This is a genomic window from Peristeroidobacter soli (assembly GCF_004138485.1).
Taxonomy (GTDB): domain Bacteria; phylum Pseudomonadota; class Gammaproteobacteria; order Steroidobacterales; family Steroidobacteraceae; genus Steroidobacter; species Steroidobacter soli.
In genome coordinates, this window is record NZ_RYEV01000004.1 from 761,301 (window position 1) to 787,447 (window position 26,147).

Here is a 26,147-nt window from a genome sequence, read left to right on the forward strand (position 1 = left end):
CGGACGGAGCGCGAACCTAACCCGCGCCCGCGGATTTCTCTCAACGAGACAGCACGGTGAGCCACGGTGTCCAATTGGAAACATGCAGGCCCTGGCTCAACGCCAGCGCCTGCAATGCCTGATCGGTGCGCCGGAGGTCGAACTGACCGCTGACATGCACCTCGCCACGATCTCGCAGGAGGATGACACCGCGATGATAGCGGTCGAGCTGATCGATGAGCTCGGCCAGCGGCCGGTCGTTGACGATGAGTCTGCCATGGCGCCAGCTGTCGGTGGTCTCGTCCTCACCGGTTTGTGCCGACAGCTGCCCTTCCTCCGACCAGCTGCCCTGCATGCCGGCCGCGAGCGTGACTTCCGATGCGCCTTTGGCGATGCGCACGTGGCCCTCTTCGACAGCGACGCTGACCCCGCTTCGTTCGAGCGCCACTGAATACGCCGTGCCGACTGCGGTCGCCGATCCACCGAGCGCTTCGACGCGGAAGGGCTTGCTGCTGTCCGGTGCGACCGCGAAGAATGCGCGCCCTTTCAACAACGACACGTCGCGCCGCTGGTCCGTGAAAGAGATGTCGATGGCGGCGCCCGTGTCGAGCCACACCGTCGAGCCGTCGGGCAATGCGACCTCGTTCACCTGCCCGAGCGGTGAATGATAGTCGGCGTGACCGACGACCCACAGATGTCCGAGGATGGGAACGAGCAGAATGCCTGCGAGCGCTGCCGCCGCCAGCAGCGGCGCCTTGTATCGACGCGATGCGGGCTTCGTCTGGAACTTGTGCTCGACATTGCGCGCGTCGTGCCAGACCGCCTTCGCTCGTTTGAAAGCACTTCGATGCGTCGGGCTCTCGGCGAGCCAGGCGCGGACGCCGGCCGTGTCTTCGGCGGTGGCATGCCCGGACGCAAGCTTGAGTACCCACTCCCGGGCCACCGAGTCCACCGACGGGTTGGCTTGCTCCAGCCCGCTCATTCGAGCTGCGTCCGCAAGGAGGCCAGTCGTGCGAAAGCTTTCCGGAGATGTTTCTCCACCGCCGTCACCGAGATGCCCAATCGTTCGGCGATCTCTTTTTGACTATGGCCTTCGAAACGATTCATGCGGAACACTTCCCGGCTGCGCTCCGGCAACCGGTCAACGGCCTGTTCCAGTTGCGCCAACTCCTGCGCGGCCATCAGCAGATGTTCGGGCGACGCCTCATCCCGCTCATCGCTCAGCAGCTCGCCGATCTCGGCGTCCAGCTCCAGCCGCCGCTGCTGCACGCGATAGTGATCGGTGGCGAGATTGGCCGCGATCTGGAACAGCAAGGCGCGTGGATTCTGGTGGAGCGCCGGTCGATTGACCCGTTGCAGGCGCAGCCAGATTTCCTGTGCGATGTCCTTCGCGGTGGCTTCACAGCGCAGGCGGCGCGCGAGAAATCGCACCAGTCCCGGCCGGTGACTGCACCACGCCTCGACGAGCGCCATCTGATCTTCGCTGTGAGCCATGCGTTCAAGTCGCTTTCAGGAGGCGGGTCGACGCGCCCTCCGTGGCATCGAGCGCCACGAGATTCAGCACGTCCTCGCCTCTCAGGTTCAGCTCGTGCAACTGTTCGACCGGCCACCAGGCGGCGGCCTGCGTGTGCTCGTCGGCCACCGACTTCGGCGTGCCATCGCCGACCAGTTCGCCGCGAAACACGAAGCGCGTCCACGGTTTGGTCCCACGCCAGCGCTGCTCGATCGCGAGCAGATTGGTGGGCTCGATGTGCAGCCCCGCCTCTTCGCGGCATTCACGCCGCGCCGCTGCCAGCAATTGCTCACCGGGCTCGACACGGCCGGCCGGCAGATACCACGGCTCGCCTGGGAGATTTTCCTGCACCAACAGTACTTTCCCGCGCACCAGGACCACGGTCGCGACCACGAGAGTCATCAGTACACGTCGATACGTTCTTGCATGGCTCATCAAACGAGTGGGAGCCATCCCCGCCACAATGACGTATCATGCCCCTCGCTTCAGACTGAACACCGACAACCGCTGCCATGGGGAGAGCCGTCGATGCGCATGATGAGCCTGCTGGCCGTGCTGACCATTGCGACCCAGGGAATGTTTGCTCCGGCGCGCGCCGGGACGCAGGCCGCCCCCACTGAAGCTTCGCTACGCGCCGCCGATCAGGAACAGCGCCGGCAGGTGTTCGAAGGCAAAACCGACGAGTTGGCCCGTATGCTTCATCCCAATCTTCTGGTCAACGGCCCGTCGCGTCGCGTGCTGACCCGGGACCTGCTGCTGGAATCGGTGCGCACCGGCGCGATTGCCAAGGAGAAGTTCGAGCGCGTTGCCGAAGCCGTCCATATCACAGGCAATGTCGGCGTGCTGGTCGGTCACGAAATGGTGGTCGCGGCGCCGGGCAGCAGCGACTTCAAGATGTTCGGCGACACGCCGTTCCGACGGCGCTACACCGATATCTTTTTGTTCCAGGACGGCAAATGGTGGCTGCTGGCGCGCCAGGCGGGCATCGTCGCCGGATCGGATCAACCGTCCGGCGACGCGAAGCATTGACGACTAACGGCCGGTCGACGCCACCGGCGTCATCGGCAGAATCTCGCGCTGGATCGGAATGGTCTTGATCCTGGCGTCCAGCGCCTTGACCACGGCCGCGGTCAGATCGCCATTCATGTTGCCGCCGAGCGCGACGCCACGATCAATCAGCAACCCGCATTTGCGCTGCTTGTACACTTCGGCCAGCACCGGCTGCGCCTCGGTGGAGATCCGGTCGATGGCCTTCTGCCGGGTCGCTTCGATCTCACGGGTACGATGCTCGGCCTTTTTCTGCAGCTCGCTCCAACGGCGCGCCAGCGCTTGCTGTTGCTCGGTGAACTTTGCCGCCGGCAGCGAAGCCTTCTCGCCTTCGAGCTTGCGTGCCTCTTCTTCCAACGGCTTGCGCTGGGCCTCGAACTCCGCCTGCGATTGTTCGGTCAGCCTGGCGATCTGTTCGGAGGCGGACTTGCCCACTTCGGCGTTGGCGAAAATCGCCTGACGGCTCAGCAAACAAACGCCGGGGATTTCGGGACCACCCAGGCCTTGAGTCTGGGAGGGGGCGGCGTCTTCGGCGGCCACGGCATTACCGATGCCACCGAGTGCCAACAGCAGCGCGGCGGCGACAGGAGCGGATCGCATTTTGTATGAGGTCATTGGAGGATGGATGGCAATACGCCAGGACAGTGCCATCGGGCACGATGGGAGCCAACCATCCTAAGGTCGGGTTATTGCTGTTCTATGACAGCGGCGTGTTGACAATCTCATAGCTCAGCGAGCCCTTGTCGCTCAACAGATCCACGCCCAGCTCGGCCATCGCATCGTCGTCGACCTCGACCAGCCAGCGCACATCGATGCTCGCGCCGTCGCGCGCCGCCGAATCCAGCAATGTCAGCAACTGCTGCAAACTGCGAGTACTCGAGCTGTTGACGTACGCGAACTGCAGCGTCACTGTGGTCTTTCCGGACTGCGAGTCATTCATATATTGGCGGAGCGCCGACAGGATCGGCCCATAGAATTCCGCGGCATTCTCCGGATAAGACTCGCCTTGCAGGACGAACGCGCGGCTGGCGTAATCGAAGTCCACCAGCGGAGTGAACTGGGTGGCGGGAAGAGTCAGACGCTCCATTTGCTCTCTCCTGCTACTGAACCACGGTATGAATGGTGAGCTGCAGCCGGCCATCGTGAGACGGAACCGGGACCAGCTCGAAATCGATGGGCTCGACCGCGTTGCGCGCGATGGTGAGCAGACCCAGGCCAGCGCCGCCAGTGGGACTGGCGTCCGAGGTGTACTGCAGATTCGTCAAGCGCAGACGGAACTCGAAACGGATTTGTTCCGGCGTCAGATCCCGCAAAGTCTGCAGGCGCTGCGCGATCGGTGGTGCGTTGTCGGCCGAGATCAAACTCTGCGAACGCAAATGATAGCGTTGCTCTCGCTGCCACACGGCGACCGCGCCGCAGCGAACGATCTTCACATCGCGGGCCCCTTCGGGCTCGCCATGATGAATGATGTTGTAGGCCAGCTCGACGAAACTGGAAAATATCTTTCTGGCGCGCTGGCCATCCACGTTCAGCGACGCCAGCCGGGCGCGCAACGTTTCGCCGGTGGCGCCGACGATGCCGGCACTCACCGCGCCGGAGTAACTGAAGATTTCCCGTTCGGACGATTCCGGCATCGTCCGATGTGCAACATTGGAGCTCATCTAAACCTCAAACATCACTAGCGTCGCATCGTCACGGCGTGACTGAGATCCCTGCCACTGCCGGTAACGTGACAACGTTTCTTCGAAGTTATCCTGCAGCCCCGCTCCGGAAGCCGCACCCAAGGACTGCGCGAACCTCGCTTTGCCGTAAGCGATGGCGCGCGTTTCACCGATCTGATCGAACAATCCGTCCGTGGCGAGCGCGATGCGCATGCCCTTCTCCAGCGGCGTCTCGCTGATCGGCCATTCCGTATCGTCGGGCGTGTCCGCGTAACCCACGCCTGGACGACCTGCGGGCAAACATACCCACGAGTCGTGACCCGCATACGACACGAACACCGGCAATCGCGCACCGGCGAATTGCAGGCGTCCCTTGCGCCGATCGATCAACACGAGCGACGCGTCCATGCCATCGTCGGAACATTCGTTGGCAGCGCCGTCGGACTGCGGACGTTGCCGTTGTCCCAGTGCGGCGCGAGCGCGTCGATTGATGTTTGCCAGCAATGCGCTCGGATCCCAGCAGTCCACTTCCGCGATCGATGCTTCGAGATTCGCGGACATGATCATGGTCATCAGCGCGCCGGGAACGCCGTGGCCGGTGCAATCGAGCACGGCGACGAACACCCGATCCCGATCGCCGCGACAGAAATAATAGTCGCCACCGACCATGTCCCGAGGTTCCCAGAAGACCTGGTGCTGCGGCAGATGTTCGGCGAGATTCTCATTCGAGGTATGCAGGAACGCGCGCTGAATGCGACTGGCATAACGCACTCCTTCCAGAACCTGGCGGCTGCGCTCCACCTGCATGTCGGCGAGCACTTGCATGATCGTCGGCCCACTGCAGGTCCCCGAATACTTGCCCTTGGAGGTGACGATCACGCCGTCCTGCAAGGCCTTGCGTGAATCGCTGGCCGCGACCGCGCCCACGGTGGCGATCGAGTCGTCCTCGTCGACCAGCAGCGGCTTCTTGTCCATGAACAGCGAGCAGCTCTTGTTGCCGAACAGCTCGTGCTGGAAAGGCCGCGAAAAGCGCTCCAACAGGACGTGACGCGTGATCAACCCGACCGGCCGATCCTCGTTGACGATGGGCAAGATGTCGTGGCTCGGGTGGCCGGAAAAGTAATCCAGAGCCTCCACGCAGGTGTGGCGTGGAGTCAGCGCAGGGCCGGTAGTGGCGAGCTGTCCGATACGGAACATTGAACAAACAACGGTCTGAACAGATGACCGCGGCATTTTCCTCAAGACCCCGGGTGGCGAGGTAGGACGCAAGTCCAACTTTGGCCGGGGGTCACGAGACTGTCACATTGGCGGTCCGGAGTGCAGACCGGTAGTTACAATGTGTGACGATCGCCAGAGCGCCCCGACAGCACGCGCGCGATGATGCTCAGCGCCAGCACGAATGTCGTGATCAACAGTGCGCCGGTCCACGCCAGCGACTGCCAGTCCTGGTAAGGACTCATGGCGAACTGGAAGATCACCACCGGCAGATTCGCCATGGGCTTGTTGAGATCCGTGCTCCAGAACTGATTGTTCAACGCCGTGAACAGCAACGGCGCCGTCTCGCCACTGATACGCGCGATACCGAGCAAGGCACCGGTCACGAGTCCGCGCTTGGCCGCCGGATAGACGATCGATGTAATCGTGCGCCACGGATGTGCGCCGAGCGCCGCCGAGCCGTGACGAATCGAGTCCGGCACGATCACCAGCATGTCTTCCGTGGTACGCACCACGACGGGAATCAAGATCATGGCCAGCGCCACGGCTCCCGCGATCGCGGAGAAATGTCCCATCGTCGTGACCAGCAGCGTGTAGACGAACAAGCCGACGATGATGGACGGCGCACTCAGCAGCACATCGTTGATGAATCGGATCAGCATGCTCAAGCGACTGCCGCGTCCGTACTCGGCAAGATAGGTTCCCGCGAGCACGCCGATGGGCGTGCCGATGATGAAACCGATGAGCGTCATCGCCAGACTGCCGAACAGCGCGTTGAGCAGGCCGCCGGCATTGCCCGGCGCCGGCGTCATCTGAGTGAAGACATCGAGAGACAATCCGCCCAGGCCGCGAGAGATCAACGTCCACAGAATCAGCGCGAGGACGGCGAGACCGATGAGCGTCGCGAGCGCACTGGCGCTCATCGCGATCCACGCCGTGAACTTGCGTTTGCGTAGTCCGCGCATCGTCATTGCATGCGCCCCGTGCGTAGTTCCAGTCGCAGCAACAGCAGTCGGGCGGCGGCGATCACCACGAACGTAATAACAAACAACAGCAGACCGAGCGAAATCAGCGACGAGGTGTACAGGTCCCCCACCGCTTCGGTGAATTCATTGGCGATGGCAGCGGAGATGGTCGTGCCCGGCGCGAGCAGCGAGCTGCTGATTCGATGCGCGTTGCCGATCACGAACGTGACAGCCATGGTTTCGCCGAGCGCCCGGCCCAAGCCCAGCATGACCCCACCGACGATGCCGACCCGGGACGCAGGCACGACGACATCCCAAACGACTTCCCATTGGGTCGCGCCGACGCCGTATGCCGCTTCTTTCAACGCAATCGGCGTCATGCGAAACACTTCTCTCATCACCGAGGTGATGAACGGCAACACCATGATCGCGAGCACCAATCCCGCGGTGAGCACGCCGATGCCGTACGGCGGACCGCTGAACAACATCCTGATGCCAGGAATGGGCGCCGCGACGTCGATCAACCAGGGCTGCACGTGTCGTTGTAACAGCGGCGCCAGAACGAACAAACCCCAGATGCCGTAGACGATGCTGGGCACGGCCGCGAGCAGCTCGATACCGGTCGATATCGGCCCACGCAACCATCGGGGACAGGTCTCGGTCAGGAAGATCGCGATTCCAAAAGCCAGGGGAATCGCAATCAGCATCGCAATCGTCGCGGTGACGACCGTACCGTATAAAGGAGCGAGGGCGCCGAATTTCTCGGTGACCGGATTCCAGATTTCCGTGGTCAGAAACTGCAGCTTGAACGCGCTCAGCGCCGGCCAACTTCCGTGCACGAGCGTAGCGATGATGCCGGAGAGCAGCACCAGCACCGTCACCGCCGAACCGAGCGTCAAGCCGCGAAAGGCGCGCTCGATGCGAGCCTCCCGCGACATGAGCGCCCGAGTCGAATGCCGCGACCTGGCCGTCGGCGGCATCATCGACTCAGTAGCGGTGTGCTCGATCGATGTCACTTACCGGCCCACACCGCGGCACCGCCCGACTTGATCGACGACTTCCAGGTCTGCTCGACCTGCTCGATCAGGCTCTTCGGCAGCGGCACATAGTCCAGATCCTGCGCCATCGTGCCGCCGTTGGCATACGCCCAGGCAAAGAACTTGAGCGCCTCGCCCGCCGGCTGCTTTTCCTGCACGTCGCGATACATGAGGATGAAGCTCGCCCCCGTGATCGGCCAACTGCCCGCGCCCGGCTGATCCGTGAGAATCAAATAGTAGCTATCCGACTTCGCCCAGTCGGCGCTCGCGGCTGCGGCCTGGAACGCATTCGCATCCGGCGCGACGATCTTGCCGTCGCGATTCTTCATCCGCACGTGCGTCAGCTTGTTCTGCTTCGCATAGGCATATTCGACGTAGCCGATGGCACCACCGGTCTGCGCCGTCATGTTGGCGACGCCTTCATTGCCCTTCGCGCCGATGCCCGCCGGCCACTGCACCGACGTATTCGCGCCGATGTTCTGCCTGAACTTCGGGCTGGCCTTGGACAGAAAATCCGTGAACAGGAAGTTCGTGCCCGAGCCATCCGAACGATAGATCGGCGCAATCGCCAGATCCGGCAGCGCGACCTTGGGATTGAGCTGCTTGATGCGGCTGTCGTTCCACGTGGTGATCTCGCCCATGTAGATGGCGGCGATGGTCGCACCATCCAGCGTCAGCGCACCGGGGCTCACGCCCTTGATGTTCACCACCGGCACCACGCCGCCGATGATCATCGGGAACTGCACCAGGCCCGCGCTCTTCAGCTCATCCGGCTTCAAGGGCATGTCGGACGCGCCGAACGTCACCGTCTTCGCCTTGATCTGTTTGATGCCGCCGCCCGAGCCGATCGATTGATAGTTGAGTCCCACGCCGGTTTGTTTCTTATAGGCATCGGCCCATTTGGCGTAGATCGGGTACGGAAACGTGGCGCCGGCGCCGGAAATATCCGCGGCCTGAGTCACGGCCGTGGACGCGAGCGCGGCGAGCACGAGCGCTCCGCGTTTCAGAATCGACATCGTCATATGCATCTCCACCCACCAGGAATGGGCGGCGATTTAACGAGCCGGATATTTCAGTTCTGTTGCCGGCCCGGAGCGCGCACTTTGGGCGTACGGCCGCGCCCGTACGCTGTTATTTTGGCGTGGCGACCGACGTCATGAACTTGCCCTCGCAACATAGGGCAAGCCCGTACGTTCGCAGCCATCGCGACAGTCATGAATCCGATGAGAAAAAATTAATGCGATGACCGCGGCCAGCAGCGCGACCGAAGCCAAATTCTCGATTTCCGCGCAAGCACGCTAGCCCTTACCGGCGCGAGCCTGCGTACCGATTCGCACCACATCCGCCAGCGAACGACACTGCAGCTTCTCCATCATCCTTGCTTTATACACTTCCACCGTCCGTGGACTGATCGACAGACGTTCGGCGATGTCCCGGTGCTGCAACCCGTCCGCCAGCAGATCGAGTACCGCACGCTCGCGTGGCGTGAGCCGCTCCAGTCGCTGCGTCAGCTCGACTCGGGTTTCCACCGCTTGATAGCGTTCCTCATCGATGCGGATCGCGTTGAGCAGCACGTCCATCAGCACATCGTCATCGACGGGTTTTTCCAGGAAATCCACCGCGCCATTCTTCAGCGCCGTCCGCGTCGTATTCACATCGCCATGCGCCGTGAGCACGACCACCGGCAAGCTCACGCCTCGCTCCTGAAGCTGTGTCTGCAACTCCAGGCCGCTCATGCCGGACATCTTGAGGTCCGTCAGCAGACAGCCTCGCCAACTTTTCTGATACACGGCGAGGAATGCCTCGGCGGAGGCAAATACCGACGCGCGCAAGCCTTTCAACGAGATCAGCAGGCTGAGCGCGTCGCGCACCGAGGCATCATCATCGACAACGAACACAGTGGCGTCGGACATTGATCAGCTCTGCACCAGATCCGCGGGCAATTCGATTGGAAGCCGAATAGTAAACGCGGCCCCACCCAAAGCGGAACTGAGGGAGAATGACAATTCCCCTCCCCGGCTGCGAATCAGCGAGCGACTGATCGCCAGCCCCAATCCCATGCCGTCGGGCTTGCTGGTGACGAACGGCTCGAACAGCTGCTCGCCGATCGCGACCGGAATGCCGCGCCCCGAATCCTCGACCTTGAAGACGATGGCGCTGTCGACGACCTCGAGCGACAGCGCAATGGCGCGTTCGGCCGGCGGCCGGCTCAGCACTGAGTCCAGCGCGTTGGACAGCAAGTTGTGGAGCACGATCTCGAGCTGCGTGCGATCGCATTGAATCTGCGGAACGGCCGCGGCGTGCTCCAGCTCGAACGCCACGTCGTGACGTCGCAAACGCTCCTGGAAGGCGTTAGCGACACTCTCCGACAATGCGACCAGATCGACCGATTCCGGTTTCGAGACCCCGCCCTGATAGAAGTCTCGCAACTTGCGCAGCACTTCGGAGGCTCGTATCGCTTCACGCGCGGCTTTGCCGAGCGTGCCTTGCAGCCGATCGTCATTGCTGACGGACTGCGTCGCCAGGATCTCCGAGGCTCGCAAATAGGAAACGAGCGCGGTGATCGGCTGATTCAGTTCATGAGCCAGTGCGGACGCCAACTCGCCCGCGACCGCAAAGCGCATCGCCCGGGCCAGCGCCGCATCTCGCTCGCGGATCTGCTCGTCGGCGAAACGTCGCTCGGCCGCGTCACGCACGACCTGCTGGAACATCTTCGCACGCTCTGCCACGACCGCGCCGAGCATCAATCCGGTCAGGCTCAAGGTGAGCAACAGGAACTGGATATCGACATAGCGAGTGGTCGGTATGCGGACTTCCGCCGCAATCACCAGGCCAAACTGCACGACCAGCACCGCCAGCAGCGCGCCCGGCCAGCTCCAGCGCAAGGCGATCCAGATGATGGGCACGAACAGCAGATAAAAGAACCTGAGTTGCTGCGCGACCGGCAACATGAAAATCACCCAGACCGCCGCGACCAGGATGATGAGCTGCAGCGCTACTTCCCCGGGGCGCGACTTCACGGCATCGACCGCTTCACGCCAGCGATGCGCCTGCACCAGCAGCGGCGTGAGACACAGCACGCCGTTCAGATCCCGGATCCAATAGCGCGCGATGGCGGCGAGGGCATCGGACTCGGCGAGCCAGCCGGTGAGAAGGAACATTCCCACATAGACCAGCGCAATGACCAGCGTGGCCGCGCTCGACACCACCACGAACTTGACGACGCGTCGCGAACTGCTCCAGCCGCGCGCCAGAGCCAGTCGTTGCAGCAACGTTGCAAGCGCTCCATGGGAGAGGCCGACCCACAGCGCCGACACCAGCCCCAGCAACACGCCTACCGGCGCGCCGCGAACCCACAGCTCACTCAGGAAAGTGGCCAGCGCCACGACAGGGAACCAGCGCGGCCCCCACAGCAATAGAAAGGCCAGTGCCAGTCCGGCCTGCGGACTCCAGGGCGTGAGCCCGAGACCGAACTGCGGCCTCACATAGCTGACCCAAGCCAGCAGCCCATGGATCGCCACGTAGAGGAGAGCCACCAGCCAACCGCGACCGCGCAGGCTCGGACGCGAGCGCGAGTCGCTGATCCTCTGGCTGACGCTGGATTCCAATATTTGCACCACGCGCGCGGCGAGCGAAGAAATGCGCCCTCGCGATTCTAGCCCAGACCCATGCACAATAGCCGATTGGGTCTGAGCTGGAGCCACCGCCTAGTGGAAAGCATTACCGTCACATTGTTCCTGCTGCTGGCAGTGGTCATGAGCGGCTGGCTGCAACGCGGCCTGCCCTGGTCGGTGCCGCTGCCGATCGTGCAGATTGCACTCGGAGCGTTGATTGCACTGATCGCGAAGGCACCGGTGGAGCTCGACCCCGACGTCTTCTTCCTGTTGTTCCTGCCACCGCTGCTGTTCCTCGACGGCTGGCGCATTCCCAAGGAAGGCCTGTTCCGCGACAAGGACACCATTCTGGAGCTGGCCGTGGGTCTGGTGATCTTCACGGTGGTCGGCCTGGGATTTCTGATCAATTGGATGATTCCCGCCATGCCGTTGCCGGTGGCGTTCGCGCTGGCTGCGGTCGTCTCGCCGACCGATCCGGTCGCGGTCTCGGCACTCTCCTCCCGCGCCCCGATTCCCAAACGACTGCTGCACATTCTGGAAGGCGAATCGTTGCTCAACGACGCGTCGGGCCTGGTCTGCATGCGCTTCGCGGTCGCGGCGACGATGACAGGATTGTTTTCGCCGCTCGCCGCCGTCGGCACGTTCCTGTGGCTGGCGCTCGGCGGTATCGTCATCGGCGTGGTCTTCACCTGGACCATCACGACCCTCAAGGACTGGATGGCCCGCCGGATCGGCGAGGACACCGGCTCACAGATTCTGATCAGCCTGCTCATTCCCTTCGGCGCTTACTTGCTGGCGGAGCATCTGCACTGCTCGGGCATTCTCGCCGCCGTCGCCGCGGGCATCATGATGAGCTATGCGGAATTGACCGGCCGTGCGCTCGCCACCACTCGCATGCGTCGCACCGGTGTGTGGGACACGATTCAATTCGCCGTCAACGGCGTCATCTTCGTTCTGCTCGGCGAGCAGATGCCGAAGCTGATCGAGGGTGCCGCCCGGGTCGTGCAGGACGCGGGACACCACGATCCGCTGTGGCTCATCGTGTACGTCGTCGCGATCAACGCGGCGCTCGCCGCGCTTCGCTTCATCTGGGTCTGGGTATCGTTGCGCCTGACGCTGTTTCGCGCATCCAGATCGACAGGAGCCCAAGCCAAGCGTCCGAGCTGGCGATTGGTGGCGGTCACCTCGCTCGCGGGTGTGCGGGGCGCGATCACGCTCGCCGGTGTGCTGACGTTGCCATTGCTGATGCCCGATGGCTCGCCGTTCCCGGCACGCGATCTGGCAATCTTCCTCGCCGCCGGTGTGATCCTCAGCTCGCTGGTCGCCGCCACCATCGGCCTGCCGTTCCTGCTCGGCGGCCTGCATATTCCGCCCGAACCTGCGCACGACGAACAAGAGGACGCGGCGAAAGTCGCCGCCGCCGAAGCTGCGATCAAAGCGATCGAGCATGCTCAACACGAGTTGAGCCGGAATCGCGATGACGTCGATCTCTATGCCGACACGGGCGCGAAGATCATGGATGTGTACCGGGCACGCATCACCAGCCAACCTCACAGCGCCGAGGAAGTCGAGAAGATGCGGCTGATCGGCGAGATCGAACGTCAGCTACGACTCGCGGGCTTGCGAGCCGAGCGCGACGAGCTGTTCCGACTCGTGCGCGCGAGGCAGCTGCCCGAAGAAACGGTGCGAAAACTGGTGCGTGAAATCGATCTGCTCGAAGCGCGGCTGACGTCGATCTAGCCGCCGCTCAAATTCGAACCGCCCACTGCCAGCAGCAGCTGCGCGGTATTCACGAAGCGCTTGGATTGCGCATCCAGCAGTCCAAGCCGCGCCTGCAGGCGCTGCCGCTCAGCGTCGAGCACCGTCAGCACGCCAACGTTGCCCGCGCTGTAACTTCTCCGAGCGAGATCGACACTGGAACCGGCCGTCTCCACCGCTTCGGTTTGCGCCACCAACAGTTCTTCGTCATGGCGGGCCGCCTGCAACAGGTTCGCCACCTGCCCGAACGATTCCAGCACGGTCTGCCGATAGTTCGCCGCGCTCACCTGCACAGCCTGCAACGCCGCCCGACGCTCGGCTCGCAGCGTGCCGCCGTCGAACAACGGCGCTGTGATGCCACTGATCACACCCCACGCGAGGCTCGAAGCATCGAACAAACGTCCCGTGCTCGTGGACTGCATGCCCACGTTCCCCGACAGCGTGATCTGCGGATACAAGTTTGCGGTAGCCACGCCGACCGCAGCCGTAGCTGCATGCAGCTGTGCCTCGGCCGACAGAATATCCGGTCGACGTCGCACCAGCTCGGACGGCAAACTCACCGGCAACTGATCCGGCAGTCGCAGATCGCCCGCCGCCGCGAACTTCGTTTGCGAATCGGCCCAGTCAGCCGGCGCCTTGCCCATCAACACCGCGAGCGCATGTCGCGCCGTATCCAATTGCTGGCGCAACGGCGGCAGCAGCGTTGCATCCTGCGCCAGCTGAGATCGCGCACTCAGTTCGTCCACCTTGGTCACGATGCCGGCCTGCTGCGCACGAGTCACCAGATCGAGATTGGTGCGATCCTCCGCCAACAGTTCCTCGAGCGCCTGGATCTGCGCCTGCGTGAACACGATGGTGAAATATTGAACGGCCACATTGCCGGTCAGCGACAGCCACGCGGCGTCGAGCTCGCGCTGGTAGTACTCGGTCAGTGCCTGCTGCTGCTCGATGGAGCGAGCGACACCACCGGTGTAATCGAGCGTGTACCGGACATCGGCGCCGATGGAGTAGTAAGTGAACGTCGGCAGATGGAAATCACCGAGCGCTTGCGCGCCCATCTGCTGGCGACCCGTGCCACCGGTCAAATTCACTTTCGGCAAGCGTGCGCCGCTGCGTGCCGCCAGCATCTCTTCCGCCTGAGCCAGCGACGAGCGGGCCGCGGCGAGCGTGAAATTGCCCTCCTTCGCCTGCTGCATGAGTCGATTCAGCTCATCGCTCTGAAACACCGTCCACCAGTCGTTGGGCGGCGTCTCGCCATAGACGATGCGCTGAGTTGGATCGGCGAGCGCCGTATAGCGACTGGTCGCCGGCGCGTCCGGGCGCTTGAAGTCCGGCCCGACGGCGCACGCCGACAGCGCGAACATCACGCCGGCCGTCACGAAACTACGAAACATTCGACTCGTCATCCTCTTTAATCCGCATGCACGACGGCCGGTCCCGTGGTGTGAACCTTGCGCAAGAGCAAGACCAGCGGCGTCACGGCCAGAGTCATGAGCAACAGCAGCTTGAAATCATTGATGTAGGCGATGAGCGTCGCCTGATGCGTCACCACGCCATCGATGGCCCGCAGCCCGTGCAGCGTCGAGGCATCGAACACTGGATGGCTGCGCGTCGCCAGATCGTACGGCGTGACGTGCTCGACCAGGCGCGCATGCATGAACTGCACGTTGCGTGTCAGCAGCGCGGTGACCACCGCCACCCCGATACTGCTGCCGATGTTTCGGAGCAGATTGAAGATCGCAGTCGCTTCATTGCGCTGACTCGGCAACAGCGTTCCGAACGCAATGGTCGTCAGCGGCACCCAGGTGAAGCCCAGGCCGAAGCCTTGAATCACGCCGCTCCAGATCACCAGACTGTCGTCCATCTGCGGCGAGAAGCCCGTCATCATCCACAGCGACAGCGCCGTGGTCAGCAGACCGAACGTGAGCAGGACGCGCCCATCGATCTTGCCGATGATCCGTCCGACGATGAACATGGCCACGAACGAGCCTATGCCTCGCGGCGCCGTGACCAGACCGATGGTCACGACCGGATAGTCGAACAGGCCTTCCAGCAGCGGCGGCAGCAATGCCAGGGTCGCCAGCAGCACCACGCCGACCAGGAAAATAAAGATCGAGCCCAGCGCGAAATTCCGATCCTTGAACAGCCCGGGACTCATGAACGGCTGGCGCGCCGTCAGGATGTGCACGACGAACAGATAGAACGCGACCACGGCAATCGCGCCCTCGACCACGATCTCGGTCGAGCTGAACCAGTCGAGCAACTGGCCTCGATCCAGCATCAATTGCAGACTGCCGATGGCGAGGCTCAACATCGCGAAGCCGAAGAAGTCGAACGGCGTGCGTCGTAGCGGCGTTTCGTGCAGAAACCTCGAGGCGATCAGGAACGCCAGCACGCCGAAAGGAATGTTGATCAGAAACACCCAGCGCCAGCTGTGCGTCTCCGTCAACCAGCCGCCGAGCGCCGGGCCGAGAATCGGGCCGAGCGTCACGCCCATCGCCCACATCGCCGTGGCCTTGCCGTGCTGGTCCCTCGGATACAGATCGAGCAGGATGGCCAGCGACAATGGCACGAGGCCCGCCCCCGCGACGCCTTGAATGGCGCGATAGATCACCAGTTCCGTCAGGCTATGCGCCAGCCCGCACATCGCCGAGGACAAAGTGAACAGCGCGACCGACGCGACGAACACTTTCTTGCGCCCGACCGGTCCGGTCAGCCAGCCCGACAGCGGCGTCATGATCGCGACACCCACGATATAGGACGTGAGCACCCAGCCCATCTGTTCCTGCGTCGCCGACAGCGTGCCTTGAATTCGAGGCAACGCGACGTTGGCGATGGTGGTGTCCAGCGACTGCATGACCGAGCCGAGCATCACCGACAAGGTGATCCAGCCGCGATGACGCAGCTCCTCGGGGGATGCAGTTGGCAGCGAATCGCTCATCGATCGGTCGCAGCCACCGTTTCAGTGACCGGCTCGGCGACGGTTTCGGAACGCAAGCCGAACAGGGTGCGCTGGCGACGAGTGTCCACTTCGACGTTGGCGCTCAAGCCGGCACGCAGCGGAATATCCGCGGCGGTCTTCAGCTCCAGCCGCACCGGCAGGCGCTGCACGACTTTCACCCAATTGCCCGACGCGTTCTCGGCGGGCAGCAACGAGAACTCAGCGCCAGTGCCCGGGCTCACGCTGACCACGGTGGCGGCCAGCTTGTGGCCGGGATACGCATCGATCATCACTTCGGCCAGCTGCCCTTCCACCATGTGCGTCAGCTGCACTTCCTTGAAGTTGGCTTCGATCCAGACATTCCGCGCCGATACCAGCGCGAACGCCGGCGTCGCGGCGTTGAGATAGTCGCCGACCTGCAATTGCTCGACCTTGGTGACGATGCCATCCGCCGGCGCGTTGACCGTCGTATAGGAAAGATTCAACTTCGCGCGATCCAACGCGGCCTGTGCCTGTTGCACGCTGGGATGTTTGTCGACTTCGATGTTTGGATCGCCGCCGAGGCGCGCCAGCACCGCGGTGATCTGTTCGCGTGCGGATTCCAGATCCTGACGAGCCGCATCGCGCGACACCTGCGCCTTCTCGACCTGCGCCTGCGAGGAGATGCCCGGCTCGAGCAGGCCCTGCTGCCGCGCCAGCTCTTTGGTTTGATAGTCGAGAGTCGATTGCGCGGAGCTGCGGTCTGCCAATCGTTGCCGGTACGTGGCTTTCAACGATTCCACATCCAGTTTCGCCGAATCGAGCCGCGCCTGCGCCTCATCCACCGCGATCAGGAACGGACGTTCGTCGAGACGGAACAACAGATCACCCTTGTTGACCCGCTGATTGTCCCGAATCGCCAGCTCGCTCACGCGCCCGGCCACGTTGGCGCTGATCGAGATCTGCGCGGCACGCACGTAGGCGTCGTCGGTCTCCTCGTAGCGGCCACCGGTTACATATATATAACCCGCCACGGCCAGCGCCAGCACCGGCCCGGCGATCATCAACGGGCGGCGCCACTTGCTCACCGGCGGTTCATTCGAAACGGAGTCGGACACGGAATCGCTCATGGGTTGCGGGTCATTCATGAATCACTGAGCCTTCTTGCGGATCGGCAGCGCCGTCGCGGGCCTGGCGGCCGCGGCCAGCGGCTCGACCTTGGTGCTGACCAGGTTCTGGTAAACGTGCTCGAGCAGGCCCATCAATTGATTGCGCTGCTCGGCATTCAGGCCAGCCAGCGCTTCGGCGCGCATCTGCGCGGACAGCTTGTCGATCTGTTCCAGAATTGGGGTCGCGCCGGAAGTCACATACAGCGTGCGGGCACGGCGATCGTTCGGATCGGGCCGCCGCTCCACCCAGCCATCGGCCTCCATGCGATCGAGGATGCGCACCAGGGTCATGGGCTCGATCTCGCAGATCTCGGCGAGCCGCTTCTGACTGATGCCCTGGTTGCGAGCCAGATTGAACAGCGCCTTGCATTGAGCCAGCGTCAGCGACAGCTCTTGCGCCAGCATCTCGAAGCGCTTGGTGTACAGGCGCTCGAGGTTCTTCAGGATGAACCCGAAGTTCCGAATGCGATCCACGGCAACTCCGCGATGGGGATAGGGGTGGGTCGCCCGCTATCGGGCGATTTCGTACCGCACTATATGGTCATCGCTGAGATAGTATCAAGTGATATTATATTTATTGTGAGGCATTTCTCACGCCGGGGGATCAGCGAGCCTGATCCCCCTCGAACCCCGCATCATTTGCTGACCGCGCTGATCACCCCATACGCGCCGTCGCTCTCGTCGTTCGGGCCGGCCGCCCAGAACAAGGCGTTGGTCTGCTGTCCGGAAATCCCGTTGCCGAACTGCAGGCCCCACAGCCCGTCCACATGCAGGGGCTGACGATCGGCGCCCTTCAGGCTGCCCAGGAATTTGCCCGAGCGCGGACCGAACGCATTGATGGTGCCATCGCCGAGATTGCCGATCAGCAATGCCCCACCGAAGCCGCCGAAGCTCGCCGGCGCCAGCGCGATTCCCCAAGGGGCATTGAGCGGGCCGCGCGTGGCGATCCGGCGAATCAGAGTGCCTTGCGGGTCGAACACGTTGACGATGCCCAGCCCGGCCCCCTGCTGTTCCTCATCGCCGCCGGCCTCTTCCTGCTTCGCATAAGTGACGTAAATGTCGCCGCCGATCGCCTGAATGCCGAACGGCGCGTACAGCTTGGGGAGTTTCGGATCGGCAAAGCCGCCGGACACGTCGATTGCCTTGAATGTGCCGTCGAAGACGTCGATGCGCGCCTGGCTGAAGTTGGCTGCATATAAAAGATGGGTAGTGCCGTTGCCGCTGAGCGCGAGGCCGGTGTAGTGCGCCTTGCGAGCCGAGTTATCGACCGCGGTGAGCGCGTTCGTGGCATTCACATTGGGCGCCCAGCCAGCAATCGTTCCCTGCTCGGTGGCGAACAGAAAACGAGCCGGTCCATTCGTGGTGCCATTGGTGACGACGAAGTCCATGCCGCCCGAAAAAACGATGCCGGTGGGATTGCCGGCGCCGCCGCCGGGCCCGGGAACGGTCACGACCAGGGATTGTGGCTGGCCATTGCCGTCGTACAGCACCGACTTGCCCGCATCCGCGGCGTTCACCCAAACGAAGCCATTCGGGTTGAAGGCGACACCCCAGGCATTGATGAGGTTGGGATCGGTGAAATTCGCCGGAATGCCCCCATTGGAGACCAGAACCTGCGATTCATAGACCGCCTGCCCGCGGCCATTGCCGTCGTTGTTGTAGTCGTCATGCCCGAGCGCGGGCAGAGTCGGCAGAGTCAGCGCGATCCATGCGAAACTTGACCACGGAAAGAGTTTTACAGTACTCATGAGTTTGATCCCCCACGGCGCAAGAGTGGTTCGATCGCGCACGCCGACGTGAGCGTGTGCCCGGAAGTAAGTACCGGGTGATCGAGCCACGGTTCATCTTCGCGTGGAGCCTGGTCGAGCGATCATGCGTTGTGCGATGACACTTGTTACAACCAGAGGCACCATGACCAAGAAGACCGCAGCGAAAAAGACCCCATCCTCGAAAGCCGCGTCCCACAAGGGCAAGGCCGCCAAAGCCAAGGCGAGCTGGGCGGACACCATGAAGCAGGCTTTGGAAAAACGACAGTCCTCGGGCGGCTACCCGCAGCAACCCAAGCCGCGCGATTCCACCGTGCAGCCAGTGCGGAAGAACGCCTACTGAGACCCGTTTTGTTGTCGGCTCTAATAGATCTTCAGGCCGCCGAATCGCTTGCGAAGCCGGCGCGCCAGCATCTGATAGCCACCGGCAAAACTCACGCCTGCCACTAACACGATGGCGATCAGCCAGCCCACCCTGCCGCCGTCCGGCGCGATGCCAGCAAACGCGGCCGCCTGGATGGCGGCCTCCGGCGCGGGACACTCGACAGCCTTTGGACACTGAGCTGGCGGAGGAACAGAGACCGGTGCGGCAACACGCGCCTGCAGCTGACTGACCTGTCCCTGCAGCGCCGCCTTCTCTTTCTTCAGCTGCGCGATTTCGTCCGCCGATACTTTGTCTACTCGCGGCGCTGGATTCGTCTGCTGACCTTGTAACTCGCGAAGTCGCACGATCGCCGGCGCATCGCTCACCAGATAATTCGCGCCCACCCACCCTTCGCGACCGTCTTCCAGTCGGACCCGAACCTGATTGCCGGAACGTTCCAACGCTTCAACGGTATCGCCGGTTTGAATGGTCGCGACGCGTTCGCTGCCTTGGGTCGCTTCGGCATAAACATTCAACACCAGCTTGTCGGAAACGAAACGTTGCTCCTGAGCGTTGCCGGCCGCCGGCACCCATGCCGCAACGCTCGCCGTTGTCGCAAGGATCAGACAGTGAAACGCCGCTGATTTTTTCATAGCGGCGATGGTTTCAGAGTTGCCTGGCGCGGGCAACCGCCGAAAACTGAACGGCGCGGAACCTAGCGGAGCGTGCGCAGCTTGAACGCCGCGATGATCTGCAAGACACCGTAGACCAACGCGCCCGCCGCGATCCACCAGGCGGCGATGACCAGCCCGGTCAGCGGGCTCGCGAAGAACAGCACGCCCAGCAGAATGCTCAGCAGGCCGCTGAGCGCGATCAACCATTCACCCTTGATCTCCTCGCGCACGCGGATCGCGAAAACGATGCGATAGATCCCGGCGACGATCAGCCACGCGGCCAGAAACAACAACAGGCCACCTGCCGCCGCCACTGGATTGGTGATCGCGACGACACCGAACGCAATCGACATCAACGCATAGAAGATTGCCCAACCTTTGGACACCGCGATGTTGTCCCTGAACACGGCGAACACACTCACGATGCCTTCAGCCAGGGCCAGCACACCGATCGCCCACACCATCGCCGCGGCTGCGGACAATGGCCGCGCCGCCGCGAACAGGCCGAACAGCACGCCGAGGATTCCATATAACAACAGCACCCACCAGCTGCGGCCGACCATGGATAGAAAGCCTGGCAATGTTTCTCGTTCCAACGTGCTCATGCTCATCTCCTCATGACAGAGGTCAGAGATCAGACAGATCGGCCGCGAGGCACCCCCGGCACTCCGATCGCACACTCCAGCGCAGCCCGGTCCCACTTGCCAGTGACGGCCGCCGCTTCATACGTGGACTGAAGAAAGCTCAGCAGCGCAGCCGCCGGATCCCCGGCCCTGCGCACCTGTTCGTACGGCAACAGAAACTCACCCAAGGTCTCGCTGAAAGCAGCGCCCTGCGGTTGCACTCGATAGTCCTTGAAGCCCGGCGGCGGTGGATAGGCATAGGAATAGAACGCCGCATCGGCGCCCGCACCGCCCGGCCAGAAACCGGCACTGCTGACTTCGTGAGAATAGGCTTCTTGCATCACATCCTGACGCAAGCCCGGCGCCTTGCCGGTGAACAGCGGCGCGGTCCGCCCCGAGAAGCGCGTCACCGCCAGATCGAAGCTGCCCCAGAAAAAATGCACCGGACTGCTCTTGCCCAGAAAGCTGGTGCGAAATCGTTTGAGGACCTGATCGCACTGACGCAGCACCTGACTGAAACGCTGCACGTACTGCCGGTCGTACGAGGCGTGGGTGCGATCCTCAGAGAACGGAATCGCATCGGGTATCTCGCTGGGCTGATCGTCGATCTCGACTTCGATCCCGAGCGAGCGAAGCGCGGCGAACAGCGTGGAGCGGAAATCCGCGACCGACATCGGCTGCAAGCGGATCCGGCGATTCTGTGCATCGCTCACTTCGATATCCAGATGGTGTTGCAACAGGTCGAAGCGCAACTCGAACGTGCGATCGCCATCGGGAATCGGCGAGGTCGTGAGACCACTCGGCGTCACATACAGCGCCACCTGCCAACCGTGATTGAGCCACGGCGAGCGCGCCAACCGGATCTTGCCGACGATCTGCGTCCATAGATGCAGCGTCGTACAGGTGTCACTCCATGCCGCGTAGTGCAGCTCCGGCCAAGGGTCCAGACTCATGTGCAGTTCGCCTCGCGACAGGAAGGGAGCGGGCATCTTCCGGCCGCGAATGAGTCAACAGCAAGTGGGCTTCGCCCCTCATGGCGCGCGATGACGGGCAAGCCCGTCTACCCTTCGACGGAGCATGAAAAACCTACAGAGCGTCGTCCTTGCGTCTGCCGCCCGACGCGCCGGAGCTGCTCAACGATTCCCGAGTGGAGGCTCTGCAGGCGCACGAGCCCGCCCACTTCCATTCACGGGGCGCGCACGACTACGTCGAATTCGTCGTCGAGATTCAGCCCGCTCGCTAGGCGATCACGAAGCCCGACGCGCACGCACGGCGCTCGCGAGCTGTTCGAGCACGCGTACCGACGACTGCCAGTCGATGCACCCATCCGTGATGCTCTGACCGTACTCCGGCGTCTTGCCCGCGACCAGATCCTGCCGGCCCGCCTTCAAATGACTCTCCACCATCACGCCGCTGACGCGGCGTTCGCCGGCTTCGATACGCCGGGCGATGTCGGCGATGACGACCGGCTGGTTCTCCGGCTTCTTCGAGCTGTTGCCATGGCTCACGTCGATCATCACGCGCACCGGCAGTTTGGCGGAGTCGAGTTGCTTGGAGACGGCATCGATGCTGGCCGCATCGTAGTTCGGTTCCTTGCCGCCGCGCAGGATCACGTGACAGTCGCCGTTACCGCTGGTGGTCGCGATCGCACTGTGACCTTGCTTGGTCACGGCCAGGAAATGATGCGGGAACGACGCCGCCTGCACGGCGTCGATGGCGATCTTCACATTGCCGTCGGTGCCGTTCTTGAAACCCACCGGACACGACAGGCCCGAAGTCATTTCACGATGCACCTGACTCTCGGTGGTGCGGGCACCGATGGCGCCCCAGGCCACCAGGTCGCCGATGTATTGCGGCGTGATGATGTCCAGGAATTCGCAGCCCGCCGGCAGGCCGAGATCGTTGATGTCACAAAGCAGCTGACGCGCGATGCGCAGGCCGCGATTGATGTTGAAGCTGCCATCCAGATCGGGATCGTTGATGAGTCCCTTCCAGCCCACCGTGGTACGCGGTTTCTCAAAATAGACACGCATCACGATTTCCAGCTCGCCCTGGAAACGCTCGCGCTGCTCCCGCAGCAAATGCGCATATTCCATCGCCGCCTTCGGGTCGTGGATGGAGCATGGCCCGATCACCACGCCCAGGCGGTCGCTGCGCCCGTGCACGATGTCCTGCATCGATTTGCGGCCCTGCTCGACAGTCGCGGCGGCGGTATCGCTGCAGGGATACTCGCTCATCACTTGATGAGGGGTGACCAGTTCGCGGATCTCACGAATGCGCAGGTCATCGGTACGGGCGTTCACAGTGGGGCTCCAGTGGACCAGGGCGGGCGGTCAAAAAAAAACCGCCAGTTTGCTGGCGGTTTTTTGGGTGACTCGGTTGGGGTTTCGTCAAATCGAGGTCAGTCCATCCGCCAGCGGCATCGGATAGCTAAAGTAGAACCAATAGCGGGCGAAGGACAATGTCATGAGGTATTAGATAGCACAGGAATATTGAGCTCGGCAACTGCAACGATGGCCCGGGTGTCGAGGCACCTTACAGGGCCTCGCCCAGCGCCTTCTGCATGCAATAAAGCGCGTCTGTACTCCGAGGCGCAGTTCACAAAAAAGAACAACGGCCCGCGAGGCGCCCAAAGTAGAAAGCACGCCGAGCAGGAAACAAGGTCTTTATTGAATTGGCGCTGCGCTTGACGTCCGGTGCCACCGCTCTAATATCGTCGCCATGTTGGCGACCATGAAATACAGGCACTTATCGGCGCCGGCGGCGGCAGCATGACGGCCCGCGTCATGCTGGTGGAGGACGACTCGGTACTCGCCGGCGCCCTGACCAGCGTATTACAGGATGCCGGCATGGACGTGCTGGTGTTCGCGCAGGGCGAGCCGGCCAGCGAGCGGTTGCAGAGGGAGAACTACGACCTGCTGCTGCTGGACATCGGCCTGCCGGACATCGACGGCTTCGAATTGTTGAGTCGGCTGCGCACCCACAACACCAGCATGCCGGTGCTGATGCTGACCGCCCGGGACGCGATCTCCGACCGGGTGCACGGCTTCGATCTCGGCGCCGACGATTATGTGGTGAAGCCCTTCGCGGTCGACGAGCTGATGGCTCGCGTGCGCTCGCTGCTGCGTCGTCACCCCGCCCGCTCCGGCAAGCTCACGCATGGCTCGATCACCATGGACGTCGCCGCCAAGCGCGCCTTCAATGGCGAGCAGCCACTGGACCTGTCGGTGCGCGAATGGTCGGTGCTCGAGCACCTGATGAAGCACACCGATCGGGTCCTCAGCAAGCAGGAGCTGACCGAAGCGATTCGCGGCACCGACGCGAACATCTCGCCCAACGCCGTGGAGGTCTACATCTCCCGCTTGCGGGGCAAGCTCGAAGAGGCCGACGTGCGCATCCGGACGATTCACGGCTTCGGCTACATGCTCGAAAGCGTGCAGCCCGGAAATGCGCGGCAATAGCATCCGGCTGCGCCTGCTCTACTGGCTGGTCGGTCCGCTCGCGGTGATCGGCCTGGTCGGTGGCTTCGCCACTTACTGGCTGGCCTGGATTCCCGCGCGCAATGCCTACGATCTGGCGCTCGCCAACGCCGCCTGGGAACTGGCCACGCGCCTGCAGACCGCGAACAACGGCCTGCTCACTGAATTGCCGCTGCAGATCGAGCAAGGCCTGCGCGCCGATCGCTTCGATCAAATCTTTTTTTGCGTGCACGATCGTAACGGCATTCTGCTGAACGGCGATCGCGGCCTGCCCTCCGCGCCAGTCCCGCACGACCTCGACAAGCCGGTGTATTACGACGGCGATTACGGCGGCCTGCCGGTGCGATTGGTGTCGTTGCCCACGTTGTCGGCCGGCGAGCTGGTCGTGATCACCGTGGCGGAGACCACGCTCAAGCGCGAGCGCGGTCAACGCACCATCATCGTCACACTCGTGACGTGGGGATTGGCGTTGACCTGCGCCATCGTCGTCATCGGTTGGCTGGCGACCGGCCGCGCACTGTCGCGACTCGACTCGCTTCAGAGCGACATCGCCAAACGCTCGCTGCGGGATCTGGCACCTATCGACGAGTCGGTGGTGCCGGTTGAAGTGAGGCCGCTCGCCGCCGCCATCAACGCGCTGCTGGAACGAATTGCCGATGCCGCCCGTGCCCAGCAAAGCTTCCTCACCGACGTCGCGCATCAGTTGCGCACGCCACTGGCGGGACTGATCACACAATTGTCGGTCGCCGAACGGCAATCGGACTCAGCCGACGTTCGCAATTCGATCGCGGTCATGCAAGGCACCGCGACGCGCACGGTGCGTCTGGCGAATCAGTTGCTGGCGCTCGCGCGCGCCGAGCCCAGCGGCTTTCACGCCGAACGACTGCGGCCGCTGCAACTGCCCGACATCATTCAACGCTGCATCAACGATTGGGTACGCCTGGCCGACCAGAAATCCATCGAGCTGCATTTCGATCTGAATCCGGCGCCGGTGATGGGCGATGAATTCCTGTTACGCGAGCTATTGGACAATCTGCTGACGAACGCCGTGATCTACACACCCGCGGGCGGGCACGTGGTCATCGGCTGTCATGCCAGTGAGGGCGGCTCGCTGGTCTTCGTCGAAGACAGCGGCTCGGGCATCCCGGCGGCCGAGCGCAACAAAGTCTTCAATCGTTTCTATCGCATGCCCGGCACCACCGCCGACGGCAGCGGCCTGGGATTGACGATCGCGCGCGAGATCGCGCGCGATCATCTGGCCGAAATCGAGATCGCCACCCCGGCGAACGGCAAGGGAACCCGAGTCGAGGTCCGCTTTCCGCCGCCGGCAAAGGCGTCATCGACCTCGCGCTAAATCGCTGAGCATCGACCAGTTCTGCAACGATTGCAGATGGAAGTGCAGCAGCGGCAACCAGCCGCGCTTGTGCAACTCCAACACCTGAGCATCGTCCAGCGCGCGCAAGCGCTCCGGATTCAACAACCGGAAGCCTTGCAAGGTGAACGTCTGGCCGTTGCTCAACTCGGCGCGCGCCATCTTCCCTTCCAGCATGTCGTTCTGGTCCAGCCACTCGCCGAAGCGGTGCGTGTCCTGATAATGCATCTGAAACGTTTCGTTGAACTTGAACGAACGTTGCAGCGACTCGCTGGGCTTGCCCTCCACGAAGAACGGCGCGGTCGAGCTCGGCTCGAAGATGTCCGCGCCCTCATCGACACACAATACCAACTGCCGCGAGTCCGGCACCTCGGAGAAGATGAAGGGATAACGTCGCACGTAAGCGGGAATGTAATAGCCCTCGCGCCACTTGCCCTCCGCGTCCACGAACAGATTCTCTTTGTCACGCAGACCGACGACCGCGAACGGTACCGCCGGTGCGTCCTTCGAGAACACCACCGGATAGTGACGTGCGGCATGCACGATCTCCGAGGCCGTCAGTGCAATCGCGTTGGTCTCGCGCGAGAAACCGAAGTCGATCCGCTCCCGCAGGCCGGCCGTCGCATGACGGCTCGGCTCCACGGGCACGGGATTCTTATAGAACAGCGGCAGCGTCGGGGCCGGTGCCGGTACGTTTTGCAGGGATTGATTCATGACTCTTCCACTAGGGCCTGTTAACACTCATTGGATGGGCTGCGTTGCGCCTCCAATCGCCTGCAGCAAGGCGCAAAGCGCAGCCCATATGTCGATATGGGCAAGCTTTGTAACGCAGCGGCAGACGATTCGAGGCGCAACCCATTTAATGAATAAATACATTTGATGGGACGAGCTATTGCGGTTCAGGCCGTCGTTGCTCCTCCCTTATGTACTGCAGAGTACACGGCGGTCGTCGCGCCTAGCCCTGAACCGCAATAGCTCGTCGCAGCCCATC

General features: G+C 62.9%; 28 protein-coding genes. 6 read left to right on the forward strand and 22 right to left on the reverse strand.

The annotated features are described in order from the left end of the window. Positions 1-40: 40 nt before the first annotated feature. The 3 genes from EKO19_RS19075 to EKO19_RS19085 are packed head-to-tail and all read right to left on the reverse strand — an operon-like array spanning position 41 to position 1,894. Entirely contained in the window at positions 41-961 is a 921-nt protein-coding gene (locus EKO19_RS19075) for a FecR family protein (RefSeq protein WP_129778033.1), read from the reverse strand. Beyond that, complete coding sequence (locus tag EKO19_RS19080) at positions 958-1,473, reverse strand: RNA polymerase sigma factor (protein ID WP_129778034.1); 516 nt, start codon at positions 1,471-1,473, stop codon at positions 958-960. The genes EKO19_RS19075 and EKO19_RS19080 overlap by 4 nt, the downstream gene beginning before the upstream one ends. 4 nt (positions 1,474-1,477) lie before the next feature. Then, entirely contained in the window at positions 1,478-1,894 is a 417-nt protein-coding gene (locus tag EKO19_RS19085; protein ID WP_157995332.1) for an NUDIX domain-containing protein, read from the reverse strand. 126 nt (positions 1,895-2,020) lie between these two features. Here EKO19_RS19085 and EKO19_RS19090 point away from each other — a divergent pair, with 126 nt between their 5' ends. Continuing rightward, complete coding sequence (locus EKO19_RS19090) at positions 2,021-2,521, forward strand: nuclear transport factor 2 family protein (RefSeq protein WP_157995333.1); 501 nt, start codon at positions 2,021-2,023, stop codon at positions 2,519-2,521. Positions 2,522-2,524: 3 nt separating this feature from the next. Here EKO19_RS19090 and EKO19_RS19095 read toward each other — a convergent pair whose 3' ends face one another. The 9 genes from EKO19_RS19095 to EKO19_RS19135 form a co-directional block, all read right to left on the reverse strand. Continuing rightward, entirely contained in the window at positions 2,525-3,139 is a 615-nt protein-coding gene (locus EKO19_RS19095; protein WP_129778037.1) for an OmpH/Skp family outer membrane protein, read from the reverse strand. Between the two features lie 97 nt (positions 3,140-3,236). Next, entirely contained in the window at positions 3,237-3,626 is a 390-nt protein-coding gene (locus EKO19_RS19100) for a DUF1987 domain-containing protein (protein WP_157995334.1), read from the reverse strand. A 13-nt stretch (positions 3,627-3,639) separates the two neighbouring features. Beyond that, positions 3,640-4,200, reverse strand: coding sequence for a SiaB family protein kinase (locus EKO19_RS19105; protein ID WP_129778039.1), 561 nt, complete (start codon positions 4,198-4,200; stop codon positions 3,640-3,642). Next, entirely contained in the window at positions 4,201-5,397 is a 1,197-nt protein-coding gene (locus EKO19_RS19110; RefSeq protein WP_175597110.1) for a SpoIIE family protein phosphatase, read from the reverse strand. Positions 5,398-5,531: 134 nt separating this feature from the next. Continuing rightward, on the reverse strand, positions 5,532-6,380 hold the full coding sequence (pstA, locus tag EKO19_RS19115) for a phosphate ABC transporter permease PstA (RefSeq protein ID WP_407676658.1): 849 nt from the start codon (positions 6,378-6,380) through the stop codon (positions 5,532-5,534). A gap of 2 nt (positions 6,381-6,382) precedes the next feature. Then, the gene (gene pstC / locus EKO19_RS19120) at positions 6,383-7,318 is read right to left on the reverse strand and encodes a phosphate ABC transporter permease subunit PstC (RefSeq protein WP_246038915.1); all 936 of its coding nucleotides are present in this window, start codon (positions 7,316-7,318) and stop codon (positions 6,383-6,385) included. A 74-nt stretch (positions 7,319-7,392) separates the two neighbouring features. Continuing rightward, the gene (pstS, locus tag EKO19_RS19125; RefSeq protein ID WP_129778042.1) at positions 7,393-8,439 is read right to left on the reverse strand and encodes a phosphate ABC transporter substrate-binding protein PstS; all 1,047 of its coding nucleotides are present in this window, start codon (positions 8,437-8,439) and stop codon (positions 7,393-7,395) included. 276 nt (positions 8,440-8,715) lie between these two features. Next, positions 8,716-9,330 (reverse strand): response regulator transcription factor, encoded by a 615-nt coding sequence (locus EKO19_RS19130; protein ID WP_129778043.1) that lies wholly within the window; start codon positions 9,328-9,330, stop codon positions 8,716-8,718. A gap of 3 nt (positions 9,331-9,333) precedes the next feature. Continuing rightward, positions 9,334-11,025: an ATP-binding protein gene (locus tag EKO19_RS19135; RefSeq protein WP_175597111.1), complete on the reverse strand. Its 1,692-nt coding sequence runs from the start codon at positions 11,023-11,025 to the stop codon at positions 9,334-9,336. 102 nt (positions 11,026-11,127) lie between these two features. On the opposite strand from EKO19_RS19135, the gene EKO19_RS19140 reads away from it, so the two are divergent. Then, positions 11,128-12,771 carry a Na+/H+ antiporter gene (locus tag EKO19_RS19140; protein WP_129778045.1) on the forward strand — a complete coding sequence of 548 codons (1,644 nt, stop codon included), beginning with the start codon at positions 11,128-11,130 and terminating at the stop codon, positions 12,769-12,771. Here EKO19_RS19140 and EKO19_RS19145 read toward each other — a convergent pair. The 5 genes from EKO19_RS19145 to EKO19_RS19165 all read right to left on the reverse strand — a co-directional run bounded on the left by EKO19_RS19145 (position 12,768) and on the right by EKO19_RS19165 (position 18,626). Beyond that, positions 12,768-14,183, reverse strand: coding sequence for an efflux transporter outer membrane subunit (locus EKO19_RS19145; protein WP_157995335.1), 1,416 nt, complete (start codon positions 14,181-14,183; stop codon positions 12,768-12,770). The genes EKO19_RS19140 and EKO19_RS19145 overlap by 4 nt on opposite strands. 17 nt (positions 14,184-14,200) lie before the next feature. After that, positions 14,201-15,730: a DHA2 family efflux MFS transporter permease subunit gene (locus EKO19_RS19150; RefSeq protein ID WP_129778047.1), complete on the reverse strand. Its 1,530-nt coding sequence runs from the start codon at positions 15,728-15,730 to the stop codon at positions 14,201-14,203. Beyond that, entirely contained in the window at positions 15,727-16,827 is a 1,101-nt protein-coding gene (locus tag EKO19_RS19155) for an HlyD family secretion protein (RefSeq protein WP_217705454.1), read from the reverse strand. Before EKO19_RS19155 ends, EKO19_RS19150 begins: the two co-directional genes overlap by 4 nt. 33 nt (positions 16,828-16,860) lie before the next feature. Further along, positions 16,861-17,352, reverse strand: a complete 492-nt coding sequence (locus EKO19_RS19160; protein WP_129778048.1) for a MarR family winged helix-turn-helix transcriptional regulator — start codon at positions 17,350-17,352, stop codon at positions 16,861-16,863. Between the two features lie 161 nt (positions 17,353-17,513). Then, positions 17,514-18,626: a TIGR03118 family protein gene (locus EKO19_RS19165; RefSeq protein ID WP_129778049.1), complete on the reverse strand. Its 1,113-nt coding sequence runs from the start codon at positions 18,624-18,626 to the stop codon at positions 17,514-17,516. A gap of 163 nt (positions 18,627-18,789) precedes the next feature. Between EKO19_RS19165 and EKO19_RS19170 the strand changes: the two genes are divergently transcribed. Further along, positions 18,790-18,987 (forward strand): hypothetical protein, encoded by a 198-nt coding sequence (locus EKO19_RS19170; protein WP_129778050.1) that lies wholly within the window; start codon positions 18,790-18,792, stop codon positions 18,985-18,987. A 20-nt stretch (positions 18,988-19,007) separates the two neighbouring features. On the opposite strand, the gene EKO19_RS19175 is transcribed toward EKO19_RS19170, so the two are convergent. The 3 genes from EKO19_RS19175 to EKO19_RS19185 all read right to left on the reverse strand — a co-directional run bounded on the left by EKO19_RS19175 (position 19,008) and on the right by EKO19_RS19185 (position 21,258). Continuing rightward, positions 19,008-19,661 carry an SH3 domain-containing protein gene (locus EKO19_RS19175; RefSeq protein WP_129778051.1) on the reverse strand — a complete coding sequence of 218 codons (654 nt, stop codon included), beginning with the start codon at positions 19,659-19,661 and terminating at the stop codon, positions 19,008-19,010. A 62-nt stretch (positions 19,662-19,723) separates the two neighbouring features. Further along, positions 19,724-20,287, reverse strand: coding sequence for an HdeD family acid-resistance protein (locus tag EKO19_RS19180; RefSeq protein WP_129778052.1), 564 nt, complete (start codon positions 20,285-20,287; stop codon positions 19,724-19,726). Positions 20,288-20,316: 29 nt separating this feature from the next. After that, positions 20,317-21,258 carry a DUF5996 family protein gene (locus tag EKO19_RS19185; protein ID WP_129778053.1) on the reverse strand — a complete coding sequence of 314 codons (942 nt, stop codon included), beginning with the start codon at positions 21,256-21,258 and terminating at the stop codon, positions 20,317-20,319. 149 nt (positions 21,259-21,407) lie between these two features. Between EKO19_RS19185 and EKO19_RS38350 the strand changes: the two genes are divergently transcribed. Then, on the forward strand, positions 21,408-21,548 hold the full coding sequence (locus EKO19_RS38350) for a hypothetical protein (RefSeq protein WP_157995336.1): 141 nt from the start codon (positions 21,408-21,410) through the stop codon (positions 21,546-21,548). A 4-nt stretch (positions 21,549-21,552) separates the two neighbouring features. Here EKO19_RS38350 and EKO19_RS19190 read toward each other — a convergent pair whose 3' ends face one another. After that, positions 21,553-22,608 carry a 3-deoxy-7-phosphoheptulonate synthase gene (locus EKO19_RS19190; RefSeq protein ID WP_129778054.1) on the reverse strand — a complete coding sequence of 352 codons (1,056 nt, stop codon included), beginning with the start codon at positions 22,606-22,608 and terminating at the stop codon, positions 21,553-21,555. A gap of 468 nt (positions 22,609-23,076) precedes the next feature. On the opposite strand from EKO19_RS19190, the gene EKO19_RS19195 reads away from it, so the two are divergent. Further along, on the forward strand, positions 23,077-23,766 hold the full coding sequence (locus EKO19_RS19195) for a response regulator transcription factor (protein ID WP_129778055.1): 690 nt from the start codon (positions 23,077-23,079) through the stop codon (positions 23,764-23,766). Beyond that, a complete protein-coding gene (locus EKO19_RS19200; RefSeq protein WP_129778056.1) occupies positions 23,753-25,138 on the forward strand; it encodes a sensor histidine kinase in 1,386 nt (461 codons plus the stop codon). Before EKO19_RS19195 ends, EKO19_RS19200 begins: the two co-directional genes overlap by 14 nt. On the opposite strand, the gene EKO19_RS19205 is transcribed toward EKO19_RS19200, so the two are convergent. After that, positions 25,121-25,870 (reverse strand): SapC family protein, encoded by a 750-nt coding sequence (locus tag EKO19_RS19205; RefSeq protein ID WP_129778057.1) that lies wholly within the window; start codon positions 25,868-25,870, stop codon positions 25,121-25,123. The two genes, EKO19_RS19200 and EKO19_RS19205, sit on opposite strands and share 18 nt — an antisense overlap. Between the last annotated feature and the right edge of the window lie 277 nt (positions 25,871-26,147).

Excerpts from the sequence above, each read along its gene's own strand:
- EKO19_RS19090 (WP_157995333.1), top strand. The coding sequence starts at position 2,021 with ATGCGCATGATGAGCCTGCTGGCCGTGCTGACCATTGCGACCCAGGGA.
- EKO19_RS19075 (WP_129778033.1), bottom strand. The coding sequence starts at position 961 with ATGAGCGGGCTGGAGCAAGCCAACCCGTCGGTGGACTCGGTGGCCCGG.
- EKO19_RS19180 (WP_129778052.1), bottom strand. The coding sequence starts at position 20,287 with ATGAGCACGTTGGAACGAGAAACATTGCCAGGCTTTCTATCCATGGTC.
- EKO19_RS19085 (WP_157995332.1), bottom strand. The coding sequence starts at position 1,894 with ATGACTCTCGTGGTCGCGACCGTGGTCCTGGTGCGCGGGAAAGTACTG.
- EKO19_RS19165 (WP_129778049.1), bottom strand. The coding sequence starts at position 18,626 with ATGAGTACTGTAAAACTCTTTCCGTGGTCAAGTTTCGCATGGATCGCG.
- EKO19_RS19150 (WP_129778047.1), bottom strand. The coding sequence starts at position 15,730 with ATGAGCGATTCGCTGCCAACTGCATCCCCCGAGGAGCTGCGTCATCGC.
- EKO19_RS19080 (WP_129778034.1), bottom strand. The coding sequence starts at position 1,473 with ATGGCTCACAGCGAAGATCAGATGGCGCTCGTCGAGGCGTGGTGCAGT.
- EKO19_RS19130 (WP_129778043.1), bottom strand. The coding sequence starts at position 9,330 with ATGTCCGACGCCACTGTGTTCGTTGTCGATGATGATGCCTCGGTGCGC.
- EKO19_RS19200 (WP_129778056.1), top strand. The coding sequence starts at position 23,753 with ATGCGCGGCAATAGCATCCGGCTGCGCCTGCTCTACTGGCTGGTCGGT.
- EKO19_RS19205 (WP_129778057.1), bottom strand. The coding sequence starts at position 25,870 with ATGAATCAATCCCTGCAAAACGTACCGGCACCGGCCCCGACGCTGCCG.
- EKO19_RS19100 (WP_157995334.1), bottom strand. The coding sequence starts at position 3,626 with ATGGAGCGTCTGACTCTTCCCGCCACCCAGTTCACTCCGCTGGTGGAC.
- EKO19_RS19095 (WP_129778037.1), bottom strand. The coding sequence starts at position 3,139 with ATGCGATCCGCTCCTGTCGCCGCCGCGCTGCTGTTGGCACTCGGTGGC.
- pstC (WP_246038915.1), bottom strand. The coding sequence starts at position 7,318 with ATGTCGCGGGAGGCTCGCATCGAGCGCGCCTTTCGCGGCTTGACGCTC.
- EKO19_RS19185 (WP_129778053.1), bottom strand. The coding sequence starts at position 21,258 with ATGAGTCTGGACCCTTGGCCGGAGCTGCACTACGCGGCATGGAGTGAC.
- EKO19_RS19105 (WP_129778039.1), bottom strand. The coding sequence starts at position 4,200 with ATGAGCTCCAATGTTGCACATCGGACGATGCCGGAATCGTCCGAACGG.
- pstS (WP_129778042.1), bottom strand. The coding sequence starts at position 8,439 with ATGACGATGTCGATTCTGAAACGCGGAGCGCTCGTGCTCGCCGCGCTC.
- EKO19_RS19145 (WP_157995335.1), bottom strand. The coding sequence starts at position 14,183 with ATGTTTCGTAGTTTCGTGACGGCCGGCGTGATGTTCGCGCTGTCGGCG.
- EKO19_RS19195 (WP_129778055.1), top strand. The coding sequence starts at position 23,077 with ATGACGGCCCGCGTCATGCTGGTGGAGGACGACTCGGTACTCGCCGGC.
- pstA (WP_407676658.1), bottom strand. The coding sequence starts at position 6,380 with ATGCGCGGACTACGCAAACGCAAGTTCACGGCGTGGATCGCGATGAGC.
- EKO19_RS19175 (WP_129778051.1), bottom strand. The coding sequence starts at position 19,661 with ATGAAAAAATCAGCGGCGTTTCACTGTCTGATCCTTGCGACAACGGCG.
- EKO19_RS19110 (WP_175597110.1), bottom strand. The coding sequence starts at position 5,397 with ATGTTCCGTATCGGACAGCTCGCCACTACCGGCCCTGCGCTGACTCCA.
- EKO19_RS19170 (WP_129778050.1), top strand. The coding sequence starts at position 18,790 with ATGACCAAGAAGACCGCAGCGAAAAAGACCCCATCCTCGAAAGCCGCG.